Raw genomic sequence first — 12,178 nt, forward strand, 5'->3', positions numbered from 1 at the left:
TTAAATTTTTCACAGACTCAAATAAGCCTTACTTAAAAGCTATGAAACTTTCAAAATTTGCCCATTTAAAAATGCTTTCTATGCGTGAAAAACCTGCGTTTTCAAGCATTTTAATATTTTCTTTTTGAGTGTAAGGAATTAGTACATTTTCTAAGGCCTCCCTTTTTGATGCAATCTCAAATTCGCTATATCCTTGCCTTTGTTTAAACTCAAAATAAAGTTCTATCATTATTTTTGCGATTTTTGCGTTCTCATAAAGTATTTTTTCACTTAAAATAAAAAAACCTCCCTTATTTAAAAATTTATAAATTTTATCAACCAAGGCCTGTCTTTGCATGGGTCTTATAAATTGCAGGGTATAACTTGCAATAAATATATCATTTTTAAAAAAATTAAAATCGTTTAAATTTGCTTGTATAAACTCAATATTTGTCCCATAAGCCTTAGCCTTAGTCCTTGCAAGGTCAAGCATAGCACTTGCCTCATCAACTCCACAAAGTAAAAAATCCTTTCTTAATTCAAAAAGTTTTATTAATAAATTTGCTGTTGATGAGCCTAAATCACAAATCTTAGCGTTCTTTTTTGCCATTTTTGCTATGATATTAGCACAAAGATTTAAATTTTCACTATAAAAAGGTATAGAACGTTTTAACATATCATCAAAAACACTAGCTACATTTTTATCAAATTCAAATTGTTTTTGTGGTGTTTTTTGAAAAAGTTTATCTCTCATAAAAGCTCCTTTTTATCTATGTTTTCAAGGAATTTTAAACTTAGTTTAATATCCTTTGAAATTTGAAATTTTAAGGCATCTAAATCACTAAATTTAGCATTTTCTCTTAGAAATTTAACAAAAAAAAGCTCAATTTTTTCATTTTCTTTTATATCAAGCTTAAAATTTTCTATTATATGCGTTTCAATGCTAAAATTTTCATCACTCATTCTAATTCCTACAAAAGAAACGCTTTTAAAAATAGTATTTTTAATACGGGTAAAATTTACATAAACCCCCATTTTTGGCACAAAATAAGAATCATTTTTTAAATTTAAGGTAGGATATAAAGCCCTTTTTCCAAGACCTTGACCACTTATTACAAAGCCCTTTATCTTATAAAATCTACCTAAAAAAGCATTTGCCTTATCAATGTCGCCATTTTGTAAAAATTCCTTTATTAAACTTGAATGAATGCTTATGCCATTTAGCTTAATTTCGGGCACTATTATAGTTTTTATGCCACTTAATTTTTCAATATCACCTGCCCCACAAAGCCTATTTTTACCAAAGGTAAAATCATATCCAACGACTATTTTTTCAAGTTTTGGCAATTCTTTTTTAAGTATTATTAAAAATTTTAAAGGACTTAAGTTTTTAATCTCATTAAAATTTAATTCTACAAGTTCTTTTTTGCTTAATTTTTGTTTATCTTCTTTATCGCAAAGTACTAAGCCCTTAAATTTATCAATGATTAATAAAATTCCATTTTCATCTAAATGCTTTATAAGTTCTTTATGTCCTAAATGAAGGCCATCAAAACAGCCTATTGCTAGGCTTTTGACCCTATTTTTCATAGTGGTAGAAATATTCAACATTTCCATTTTTTCCTTTAACTAACGATTCTTCGCATTTTTTTAAAACCCAGCCCAAATTTTCACAAGCTTTTTCAAAATTCTTTCTAGCCCTTGTAATTTCATCCTTATCAAGCACAACGCCCTTAGTGCTTTTCTTAGCCTTTATTCCAACTTCAAATTGAGGTTTAAAAAGTAAAATTATATCTTTTAAGGCTAAATTATCAATATAAATAAGGACCTTTAAAAGCGAGATAAAACTTAAATCGCAAGTAATTAACTCAAAACTCTCATCGCTTTTAAAATCCCTTAAATCCATATTTTCAAGGCTTTTAATCCTTGGATTATTTTTTAGACTTTTATGAAGTTGATTTGTTCCAACATCAATTGCTGTAATTAATTTAGCCCCGTTTTTAAGTAAAATTTGTACAAAACCTCCAGTACTCGTTCCTATATCTAAGCAGTTTTTATCCTTAATATCTACAAAATGATTTTTTAAAAAGGCTTCTAATTTTAAGGCTGCCCTACTTACATAAAACTCATCCTTTAAACTAAGATTTAAAAGATTTGAAAAAAGTATCTCTTCATCGTTTAAAATGGCTTTTTTATCTAAGCTTGATAAATAATTTTTAACATTAAAAGATGGTTTAAAATTTTCATTATTTAAAGAAATTTGACCTACTAATATTAATTCTTTTGCTTTATTTTTACTTATATTTAAACGCAAAGCTATAAAGGTGTCAAATCTCATTTAAATCCCTTAGCATTTTTTGTAACTCTTTTTTTTCATCAGAAAACCACCACTTAAAAAGCTCGTAAGTGTTTTTATTAAGCACTTTTTCAATCTCTTTTAATTGCTTGTTTAAATTTTTTGTATTTTCTTGCATTTTGCTTAAATTTTGTTCTTTTAAATTTTGTAAATTATCTATTAAAAAGATTAATTCTTTATTATAATCAAGACTAGCAGCGTTTTTATAAGGTATGGTATAAAGGCTAAGGGTGCATAAAATAAGGCTTAGACTAAGGATTAAAAATTTAAATTTAAGTTTAAAACAATAATTATATAAATATGCTATAACAGAACTTAATATAAAAAAATTCATAAAATCAAAAATAAAAGAAAAAAGTTTAAAATAAAAATTACCCAAATAATAAAGCAAAAAAAGCTTTAAACTCATAAGCATATTTAAAATATAAGAAAGTTTATCTAATAATAAAAGCTTAGAGCCCTTATAAAATTTAATATTATCGCTTAATATGCTTAAATTTTGAGGCTGATTTTCTATAAAAAAAAGCTTAAAAAGTGCGTAAATTAAGGCGATTAAAAAACTAGTAAAAATGATAATTCTAAAATCATTATAAGCATTTTTTTTAAACTGAGAAAAAAGGCTTTTTTTAAAAATTAGTAAAAATAATGGCAAAAAAACAAATAAAAAAACATAATCTATACTTTCAAGATTAAGCAAATTTACAAATAAGCTTAAAATGCAAAATAAACTTAAAAAAAATGTCATAAAATATATAAAAAAATTTCCATTTGTAAGCTTATAAAATAGGCTTTCTTCAAGTATGGTTGCAGTTTTTAAAATTTGTTTTTTAGCTTGTAAAAAGCTTTTAAATTCAACAAAAATTCCATAAAAGCTAAAAAATAAAAAAAATGGGGCAAAAACAAAATGCTGCCAACTTATCAAAAAGCAAAAAGGACTAAGCAGAGCTAGAATTTTAAACATTATTTAAAAGGGCATTAAAGGCATTTTCATCAAGCAAATTAACGCCTAAGGCCTTTGCCTTATCAAGCTTGGAACCAGCCTCTTCACCAAAAAGCACATAATCAGTTTTTTTTGAAACACTAGAACTAACCCTACCTCCCATTTTTTCAATCAAGGTCTTAAATTCATCCCTTGGCTTGCTTAAAGTGCCTGTTATTACAAAACTTTTATTAAAAAATATGCTTTCTTCATTTATATCATTTTTTTCAACACTTAATTTTAAAAGTGCGTAAAAATGTAAAATTCTTTCTTCATTAACCCTAACAAAGTCCAAAATGCTTTTAACCATTTCTATACCAAAACCATCAAGCTTTAAAAGTGCGTTTTCATCTTGCTTAAACCACTCTAAACCAAAGCTTGTAGCTAGTTTTTTAGCCGCTACTTCTCCTATATGTTCAATACCTAAGGCATTTATAAAACGGGTCAACTCACAATTTTTAGCGTTTTCAATGGCGTTTAATAAATTATTTATCTTTTTATCTTTAAAGCCTTCTAAATCCTTAAAATCATCGTATTTTAAATAAAAAATGCTTTCAACGCTTGAAATTTTGCCTTTTTCAAATAAGAGTTGTACTATGCTTTCTCCAAGCCCATCTATATTAAGGCATTTTTTGCTAACAAAATAAATTATAGAATTTACCAATCTTGCCTTGCAGTCTAAATTTTGACACTTTATCAAAGCCCCTTCATCAAGCAAAATGCTATTACAAACTGGACACAATTTAGGTTGTTTAATATCATTTTCTATCCCAGTTCTCCTATCTTTAAAAACATTTGTAATTTTTGGGATTACATCCCCACTTCTAATAACATTTACATAATCATTAATTTTTAAATCAAGCCTTTTTATCTCATCAAAATTATGCAAACTAGCATTTTTAACTATAACCCCATCTAAATTTACAGGTTCTAAAACAGCCACAGGCGTTACAACTCCACTTCTTCCAACTTGCAAATTTATATCAATTAATTTTGTGCTTTTTTCAAGAGGTGGAAATTTAAAAGCTGCCATAAACTTTGGAAATTTAATGGTATAACCTAAACTTTCACAAAGTGCTAAATCATCAACCCTAACTACCATTCCATCCATCATCATAGGCTTTTCATCTCTTTTTTTAAGTAAGCTTTCATAGGCTTTTACAACTTCATCAAAATCCTTACAAAGTCCTACAAAATCATCCTTTAAAAAGCCAAGTTCTCTTATAAACTCCATTACCTGGCTATGTTTTGTAAATTTTAAAGTGTTAAAACCCACGCCCCAAGGATAAAATTTTAAATTCCTTTGTTTAGTAATACTCGTATCAAGTTGCCTTAAACTGCCACTTGCTGCGTTTCTAGGATTTGCAAAAAGACCTTTGTTTTCACTCATTCTTTTTTGATTTAAGCTTTCAAAATCCTTTTTTAATATAACAACCTCGCCTCTTATCTCAATCTTTTCTTTATAAGAAAGTTCTTTAGGGATATTTTCAATCTCAAAAACATTTAAGCTAATATCTTCTCCAATCTCGCCATCACCCCTTGTAGCCCCACTTATCAAATGTCCATTTTCATAAAGTAAATTTAAACTAGCCCCATCAAATTTTGGCTCAATGAAAAAATCATTCTCACATTTTATCCTTTTCATCCAAGCCCTTAATTCATCTTTGTTAAAAACATCTTCCATTGACCACATTCTCGCTAAATGCTTGATTTTATGAAACTCACTTTGTATTAAGGGGGCTACCTTTTGAGTTGGGGAATTTGCATTTATTAAATTTTTGTTATTGCTTTCAAATTCTTTTAGTTCTCTAATTAAAGCATCGTATTCTGCATCACTTGCTAAGGGCATATCCTTTTCATAGTACGTCCTCATCCATTCATTTGCTAAATTTATTTTTTGTAAATACTCATCATAGTTCATAAAATAAGCTCCCCCATAGCCAAGTTTAAAGCAAACATTTGCTTATGTTCGTATAAATCATGCACCCTAATTATATTAGCCCCATTTTTAAAGGCTTGTAAATGTAGATACAAAGTCCCTGCTAGTCGTTCTTTTACTTCGCTTTTAAAATAAGCATTTATAACGCTTTTCCTACTTGCCCCGATTAATAAGGGCTTATTAAAGTGCAAAAAATGTCCTAAATGCTTGATTAAAAGCATGTTATGAACTGGGCTTTTTCCAAAACCAATGCCAACATCTAAAATTACTTCTTTGATTTTATACTTAGCTAAAATTTCAAGCTTTTCTCCAAAAAAATCATTAATCTCGCTTATCAAGTCATTATAATAAGGATTTTCCTGCATTGTAAGGGGGTCATTTTGCATATGCATTAAGCAATAACTTGCCTTATAATTTTGTGCTAGTTTAGCTAAATTTTCATTTTTTAAACCAGTTATATCATTAATCAAATTAAAGCCCTTATTTAAGGCATATTCAAGGCAATACTCATTAAAGCTATCAAGGCTAAAATTTGACTCTTTATAATAATTTTTTTTATAGATTAAATCAAGGCAATTTTTAAGTCTTTTAAATTCTTCTTTTTCCCCACAATACAAACTCCCAGGGCGAGATGAAACTGCTCCAATATCAATAAATTCAGGCTTTAATTCTAAAAAAGAGATTAATCTTTTTTCAAATGCCTTTTCACTCACCCTAGAATCAGCATTAAAACTATCTTCATTTATATTTATTATAGCCATTAATCTAGGGCTTTTCAAATTTGTATTTGAATTTGAAAAATGACTTTGCAAAAAAAGGGCTAAATTTTTTAGCTTAAAATCTTGCTTTTTTTCTTTTTGGATTAATTTTAAAATTTGTTCTTCATTTGCAAGTAAAAGGGCATTTGTATTTTCCTTGCAACAACTTATTATATCTTTATTTGTAACTAATTCAGCACCAACCCTTAAAGAATCTTGTTTTAAGATATTAGCAGCACTACAACTTATATCCTTAATAAATATAAAATGCGTCTTTGTCTTTTTTGACATAATCTCTTGCCCCATTTTGTGAGGTTTGATAAATTCGCATAAAAGATTAAAGTCGCTTTCTTCGTTTAGTTTATAAAAAATCATTTCCTGTCTTTTAAATAAAAATTAAGCAAAAGTGTAGCAAAAATCACCCCACTTTTAGAATTTAGCTTTGCTAACTCATAGCTTTCATAAAAAAATTCAAGCTCTTCTTCGTTAAAATCTGTGATTTTCAAGCATTCCTTGCATAAAAGAACAATTTTTTCTAAAAAAACATTCTTTTCTAATCTTTCATTTTTCTCTAAAAAATCATAAATTGCTTTTAAATCAAGCTTTTTAAGGTCTAAATTTAAATTTCTTTCTTCTTTTTGTACTCGTACTTTTTCGCAAATCAAACGAGATTTTATAGTAGGAAGTAATAAATTCTTAGATGGAACAACTAGTAAGAATTTAATATTTTTAGGAGGTTCTTCAAATAATTTTAATAAGGAATTTTGTGCTTCTACTTCGTAGTGTTGTGCCATTAAAACTATGATTTTTTCATCTTTTTCGGCTATATAGCTTTCCTTTTCAACAGCCCTTGCGTGTTCTATTAAAAAATTTGGTGCTACTAAATTTGGGATAAAACGAAGATTATTAAGTCCATATTTTTTAATCATATCTGCTTTTATATTGTCAAAATCTTCGCTAATTAAAATTTTACTAATAAACAAAAAAGATCCTTAAATACTAATCTTAGAAAATAAAATCGCATCTAAGCTTTTATCAAGAAGTTTAAAAAGAACGATTAATTTCATATCTAAATCCTTATCCTTTGAATTTAGATAAAAACTATCTTGCAATTGTTCATCAAAAATCCACAACAAGCTATCATCTCTTGACCTTGCTATTTGAGATTTTTTATCGTGTATTGAGCCTATATAAAAATATACAAAACCATTTGGAAAGGCGATTTCTAGCATATCATTTAAAAGGGCTATATCTTCTTTGTTTTGAAATTTCTTATCATAAAATGCCCTTAAAGAAACAAAGGGTAGCATAGGTCTAGCTGGATTTGCGTTAATGGATTGTAAAAAATAATTTTCATACCATAAACGAGAATCATCGCATATTAAAATAAAAGTACGTCCTTCTAAAAGTAATTTTAATCTTGCTTGCATTAAGGGAGCCCATTCTAAACGGCGAGTTTCCATCCAAGAATAAAAAACCCCATTGTTTCTAATATAATCAAGGCTAAAACTATGCAAATCTCCCATTTTATTTATCCAAACCATACACAGAATGCAGGGTGCGAACGGCTAATTCTCCATACTTTTCATTAATTATCATAGAAATTTTAATCTCACTTGTACTAATCATGCCTATATTAATTCCTTCATCAGCCAAAGCTTTAAATGCCATTGAAGCCACGCCAGAATGAGATTTCATACCAACGCCAACCACTGAAACTTTTACAACAGCTATATCACTTTCAATAACAGCGTCTTCTCCTAAAATTTCACGCATATTTTTAGTTGCCAAGTTTAGCTCATTTTCAGGCACAGTAAAGCCTAAATTTGTGGCCCCATCTACCCCGACATTTTGAATAATCATATCCACATTTATATTTGCCTTAGCAAGAGAGGTAAAAATTTCAGCTGCTATACCTGGCTTATCCTTAATCTTTCTTAAAGTAATCCTTGCTTGATTTTTATCCAAAGCTATACCACTAACTAAGACCTGTTCCATTCCTTCTTTTGTAATCATTGTTCCCTCATTATCATTAAAACTACTTCTTGTAACTAAATTTACATTTAATTTTTTGGCAAGTTCGACAGAGCGATTTTGCAACACTTTAGCCCCAAGGCTTGCAAGTTCAAGCATTTCCTCATAAGAAATTCTATCAAGCTTTTTAGCCTTAGGTTCAATGCGTGGGTCTGTTGTATAAACCCCATCAACATCTGTATAAATTTCACACAAATCAGCATTTAAAGCCCCTGCAACAGCCACAGCACTCAAATCACTTCCACCACGACCCAAAGTCGTAACATTACCATCTGAATCAACTCCTTGAAAACCAGCAATTACCACAACCTTACCTTGTGAAAGTTCATTTTTAATCATACTAGTATCAATGTGCTGAATTCTAGCCTTTGTAAATATACTATCTGTCATAATTCCTGCATTTCTACCCGAAAAAGCAACCGCCTTATAGCCTTTTTCATTTAAGGCTATTGAAAGTAAGGCTGAAGTAATTCTTTCACCACTACTTAAAAGCATATCCATATCTTTTCCATTTGGTAAAGAACTAAAATAATTTGCATAATCTATAAGTTGATTAGTAACCCCACTCATTGCAGAAACGACAACTACAAGTTGATGACCTTCATTTATATTTTTAATAACACGTTTAGCCACTGCTTCGATACGTTCTAAGTCGCCAACACTAGTGCCTCCGTATTTTTGAACTATAAGCATTAAATATAACCTTTCTCCTCAAAATATTTTAAAACCTTACAATAAATCTTTTTTTTAAAATGATTAGTAAGTGCGAAAACTTCTTTCATATCAACAAAACGATAATCTTCAAATTCTGGATTTTTAGTATGTATATTAATCTTAGCATCTTGTTTTAAACGTACTAAAAAATATCTTTGAATTTGCCCATCATAAGGATACATTTTATGAACAACCTTAGCAGGAAAATCATAACTTAACCACTCAGGGTACTCAGCAATAATCTCAATCTCATCAGTGCCAATTTCTTCTTTTAACTCCCTAAACAAAGCACTTTTAATATCTTCTCCCTTATCAATGCCACCTTGTGGAAATTGCCAGATATTTTCCATATCGCTTCTTTTAGCAATAAAAAGCTTACACTCGAAAGGATATGCATTTGAAAGAACAACAGCAGCGACATTTGGTCTATAATTTTTTTCTTTTTGCATACCCTTTCCTAAAATTTAATGCGTGATTTTAACTTAAATAAAATCAAAATTTGATTAAAATGCTATATAAAAAGATAAATTAAGGTTTAATTTGCATTTATATATACATATTCCATTTTGCGAACAAAAATGTTTTTATTGTTCTTTTACCTCTTTAAAGAAAAATGGACTAGAAAAGCCTTATTTTAACGCATTGCTTGATGATTTAAAATTTCAATTTACTTATTTTAATATTAAAAAAAACTCTATTAAGACCCTTTTTATTGGAGGTGGAACACCAAGTGTAGTACCTTCTGTTTATTATGAAAAACTTTTTAAATTTTTAGAAAATTTCCTATTAAGTAAAGCTGAAATTTCAATAGAAGCAAATGTAAATTCTGCTAGCTATAACTGGCTTTATCAAATGAAAAATTTTAATATAAATAGAATTTCTTTTGGAGCCCAAAGCTTTAACAGGGAAAAACTTAAATTTTTAGGCCGTAATCACTTAAAAAATGAGATTATAAAAGCCCTTGAAAATGCTTATAAAATAGGTTTTAAAAATATAAATTTGGATTTAATATATGATACAAAATTAGATAATAAAAAAATGCTTGAATACGAGTTAAAAAATTTAGAAAATTTTAAGCACATTTTAACACATATTAGTGCTTATCATCTTAGTATAGAAAAAAATACTCGTTTTTACAAAAAGGATTATTTTAAAAAAAATACCTCAAATTTAATGCGTTTTTTTATAAGTAGTATTGAAAATTTAGGTTTTAAACAATATGAAGTAAGCAATTTTGGTAAAATTTGCAAACACAATCTTTCTTACTGGCAGGGTAAAAATTATCTAGCTTGTGGGCTTAGTGGGGTTAGTTTTATGAATAATGCTAGATTTTATACAAAGTCTAATTTAAAAGATTATATTAAAAATCCAAGTTTTAGGGATATTGAAGTATTAAATAAAAAGGATTTAAATTTAGAACATTTATTTTTAGGACTTCGCTCTATAGTTGGCATAGATAAAAAAAGGCTTAATCAAACCCAGCTTGAAAAAGCACTTTTTTTAACAAAGAAAAAAAAGCTAGAATTTAAAAATAATAAATTTTATAATACAAACTACCTTTTAAGCGATGAATTAGTTCTTTTTTTAAGCGATTAATGTTCCATTCTATCAAGGGCTTTTATACCCATTAAATCAAAAGCTGTTTTAATGCTTAAAGATACCACTGCAAAAAGCTTTAAAAGCATTTTTTCATACTTACTACCAACTACACGATTTTCATTATAAAATTTATGAAACAAAGAGGCTAAATTTTTTAAATAATCACAAAGCTTTTGCAAGGACCTACTTTCAAAGGCATCATTTAAAACAGAAGATAAATTTAAACTCTCAAAAAGTAAATTTATACCATCTTCGTTTAAACCTTGTAAATCCTCGTTTATAATATCCTTTATGTCAAGTTCTGCCTTTATGAAAAGCTGGTGAATTCGTGCGTGTGCATAGTTTATATAAAAAACTGGATTTGAGCTATCTTGTTTTTTAAGGGCATTTAATTCAAATTCTAAGTGAGTGTCGCATTTTTTGCTTAAAAACATAAAACGCAAACAATCAACCCCTATTTCATCAATAACCTCGCTCATTAATACAAAGGACCCTGCCCTTTTACTCATTTTATAAGGCTTGCCATCCTTTAATAAAGAAACCATTTGGGCTAATATAACTTCTAAATTATCAGGGTTAAAGCCTAAAAATGCCATGGCAGCCTTCATTCTAGCTATGTAGCCGTGGTGGTCAGCCCCCCAGATATTAATACACTTATCATAACCCCTACTCATTTTATCCTTATGATAAACAATATCAGCTGCAAGGTAAGTTCCACTCCCATCATCCTTTATGATAACGCGGTCCTTTTCATCTTTGTACCTTGTAGATGCTAGCCAAATTTTATTATCCATTTCATAGGTACCACCACTTTCTTTTAGGGCTAAAAGCGTGGAATTTAAAGCATTGTAAAGGGATTTTTCACTAACATAAGAATCAATTTTTATTCTAACATTTTCTAAATCTTGCTTTATTAAAATAAGCATTTCATCCTTTGCCCAATCAGCTAGTTCTTTAATATTACTACCATCTTTAAAAAAAACTTCGTTAAATTTGGCTAAAGCCTTTTTTGCTAAATCAAGTATATAATCGCCCTTATAACAATCATCATCAAAGCTTACATTTTCTTTCAATAAGTCTATTTTTACCCTTAAAAATACGGATTTTCCAAGCAAGGCTATTTGATTTCCAGCATCATTTATATAATATTCTGTGTCAAATTTATACCCTAAATGCCTTGCAATACGAGTTAAACTATCGCCAAAGATAGCCCCTCTTGCATGTCCTATGTGAAGAGGTCCTGTAGGATTTGCACTAATATATTCAAGTAAGAAACTTTTATCCTTTTTTTTACCCCTTGCAAAATCCTTTGAATTTGTTAAGGACTTTGTAGCAAGTGTATTTAAAAAGCCTTTTGAAAGTTTAAAATTTAAATAGCCATTTACCGCTTCAACTCTCTCAAATAAATCATTTTCCTTGAATTTACAAACTAAATCTTGTGCTATTACATTAGGGGATTTTTTAAATTCCTTAGCCAAAGAAAAAGCCAGTGGCGTAGCAAAATGAGCTAAATTTTTATCCTTAGGATTCTCAAGGATAAAATCACGATTTAAAATTTGATAAATTTCTTTATAAACTATATTTTTCAAAATTTAAGCTTTTTTATTTTCGTTAATGCTAGCATCATTTTGATTTAAGTCAGCTTTTTCTTCTAATTTTTCAGTTTTTTTAATATCTTCATCGCTATTCATTTCACTTTTAAAGGTCTTTATGCCCTTACCCAAACCCTTAGCAAGTTCTGGTATTTTCTTAGCCCCAAAAAGTAAAACAATTATCAATAAAATAACGACCCATTGCCATACACCTATTGAACTAATACC

General features: G+C 28.7%; 13 protein-coding genes. 1 reads left to right on the plus strand and 12 read right to left on the minus strand.

What is annotated here, in order from left to right:
• Nucleotides 1-28 precede the first annotated feature (28 nt).
• From cmoA to FMM58_RS06385, 10 genes are read right to left on the minus strand one after another with little or no spacing between them, the layout of a single operon-like run.
• The gene (gene cmoA, locus FMM58_RS06340; RefSeq protein ID WP_150141146.1) at nucleotides 29-733 is read right to left on the minus strand and encodes a carboxy-S-adenosyl-L-methionine synthase CmoA; all 705 of its coding nucleotides are present in this window, start codon (nucleotides 731-733) and stop codon (nucleotides 29-31) included.
• Nucleotides 730-1,590, minus strand: coding sequence for a bifunctional riboflavin kinase/FAD synthetase (locus FMM58_RS06345; protein WP_150141148.1), 861 nt, complete (start codon nucleotides 1,588-1,590; stop codon nucleotides 730-732). The genes cmoA and FMM58_RS06345 overlap by 4 nt, the downstream gene beginning before the upstream one ends.
• On the minus strand, nucleotides 1,559-2,317 hold the full coding sequence (locus tag FMM58_RS06350; RefSeq protein ID WP_150141150.1) for a TlyA family RNA methyltransferase: 759 nt from the start codon (nucleotides 2,315-2,317) through the stop codon (nucleotides 1,559-1,561). Before FMM58_RS06350 ends, FMM58_RS06345 begins: the two co-directional genes overlap by 32 nt.
• Entirely contained in the window at nucleotides 2,307-3,296 is a 990-nt protein-coding gene (locus tag FMM58_RS06355; RefSeq protein WP_150141152.1) for a hypothetical protein, read from the minus strand. The genes FMM58_RS06350 and FMM58_RS06355 overlap by 11 nt, the downstream gene beginning before the upstream one ends.
• Nucleotides 3,289-5,235 carry an NAD-dependent DNA ligase LigA gene (gene ligA / locus FMM58_RS06360; RefSeq protein ID WP_150141154.1) on the minus strand — a complete coding sequence of 649 codons (1,947 nt, stop codon included), beginning with the start codon at nucleotides 5,233-5,235 and terminating at the stop codon, nucleotides 3,289-3,291. The genes FMM58_RS06355 and ligA overlap by 8 nt, the downstream gene beginning before the upstream one ends.
• Nucleotides 5,232-6,386 (minus strand): dihydropteroate synthase, encoded by a 1,155-nt coding sequence (folP, locus tag FMM58_RS06365; RefSeq protein WP_150141156.1) that lies wholly within the window; start codon nucleotides 6,384-6,386, stop codon nucleotides 5,232-5,234. Before folP ends, ligA begins: the two co-directional genes overlap by 4 nt.
• Nucleotides 6,383-6,994 carry a DNA polymerase III subunit delta' gene (locus tag FMM58_RS06370; RefSeq protein ID WP_150141158.1) on the minus strand — a complete coding sequence of 204 codons (612 nt, stop codon included), beginning with the start codon at nucleotides 6,992-6,994 and terminating at the stop codon, nucleotides 6,383-6,385. Before FMM58_RS06370 ends, folP begins: the two co-directional genes overlap by 4 nt.
• A gap of 9 nt (nucleotides 6,995-7,003) precedes the next feature.
• Nucleotides 7,004-7,537 (minus strand): HobA family DNA replication regulator, encoded by a 534-nt coding sequence (locus FMM58_RS06375; RefSeq protein ID WP_150141160.1) that lies wholly within the window; start codon nucleotides 7,535-7,537, stop codon nucleotides 7,004-7,006.
• A 1-nt stretch (nucleotide 7,538) separates the two neighbouring features.
• Nucleotides 7,539-8,738, minus strand: coding sequence for an aspartate kinase (locus tag FMM58_RS06380; protein ID WP_150141162.1), 1,200 nt, complete (start codon nucleotides 8,736-8,738; stop codon nucleotides 7,539-7,541).
• Entirely contained in the window at nucleotides 8,738-9,208 is a 471-nt protein-coding gene (locus FMM58_RS06385) for an RNA pyrophosphohydrolase (RefSeq protein WP_150141164.1), read from the minus strand. The genes FMM58_RS06380 and FMM58_RS06385 overlap by 1 nt, the downstream gene beginning before the upstream one ends.
• A gap of 91 nt (nucleotides 9,209-9,299) precedes the next feature.
• Between FMM58_RS06385 and hemW the strand changes: the two genes are divergently transcribed.
• Entirely contained in the window at nucleotides 9,300-10,355 is a 1,056-nt protein-coding gene (hemW, locus tag FMM58_RS06390) for a radical SAM family heme chaperone HemW (RefSeq protein ID WP_150151487.1), read from the plus strand.
• On the opposite strand, the gene argS is transcribed toward hemW, so the two are convergent.
• Nucleotides 10,352-11,947 (minus strand): arginine--tRNA ligase, encoded by a 1,596-nt coding sequence (gene argS, locus FMM58_RS06395; protein ID WP_150141168.1) that lies wholly within the window; start codon nucleotides 11,945-11,947, stop codon nucleotides 10,352-10,354. The two genes, hemW and argS, sit on opposite strands and share 4 nt — an antisense overlap.
• Nucleotides 11,948-11,950: 3 nt before the next feature.
• The gene (gene tatA / locus FMM58_RS06400; RefSeq protein ID WP_411675305.1) at nucleotides 11,951-12,166 is read right to left on the minus strand and encodes a twin-arginine translocase TatA/TatE family subunit; all 216 of its coding nucleotides are present in this window, start codon (nucleotides 12,164-12,166) and stop codon (nucleotides 11,951-11,953) included.
• Nucleotides 12,167-12,178: the final 12 nt, after the last annotated feature.

It is taken from the genome of Campylobacter sp. LR291e (assembly GCF_008633915.1).
Classification (GTDB): Bacteria; Campylobacterota; Campylobacteria; order Campylobacterales; family Campylobacteraceae; genus Campylobacter_D.

Excerpts from the sequence above, each read along its gene's own strand:
- ligA (WP_150141154.1), bottom strand. The coding sequence starts at position 5,235 with ATGAACTATGATGAGTATTTACAAAAAATAAATTTAGCAAATGAATGG.
- folP (WP_150141156.1), bottom strand. The coding sequence starts at position 6,386 with ATGATTTTTTATAAACTAAACGAAGAAAGCGACTTTAATCTTTTATGC.
- FMM58_RS06375 (WP_150141160.1), bottom strand. The coding sequence starts at position 7,537 with ATGGGAGATTTGCATAGTTTTAGCCTTGATTATATTAGAAACAATGGG.
- FMM58_RS06350 (WP_150141150.1), bottom strand. The coding sequence starts at position 2,317 with ATGAGATTTGACACCTTTATAGCTTTGCGTTTAAATATAAGTAAAAAT.
- FMM58_RS06380 (WP_150141162.1), bottom strand. The coding sequence starts at position 8,738 with ATGCTTATAGTTCAAAAATACGGAGGCACTAGTGTTGGCGACTTAGAA.
- FMM58_RS06385 (WP_150141164.1), bottom strand. The coding sequence starts at position 9,208 with ATGCAAAAAGAAAAAAATTATAGACCAAATGTCGCTGCTGTTGTTCTT.
- FMM58_RS06355 (WP_150141152.1), bottom strand. The coding sequence starts at position 3,296 with ATGTTTAAAATTCTAGCTCTGCTTAGTCCTTTTTGCTTTTTGATAAGT.
- cmoA (WP_150141146.1), bottom strand. The coding sequence starts at position 733 with ATGAGAGATAAACTTTTTCAAAAAACACCACAAAAACAATTTGAATTT.
- FMM58_RS06345 (WP_150141148.1), bottom strand. The coding sequence starts at position 1,590 with ATGTTGAATATTTCTACCACTATGAAAAATAGGGTCAAAAGCCTAGCA.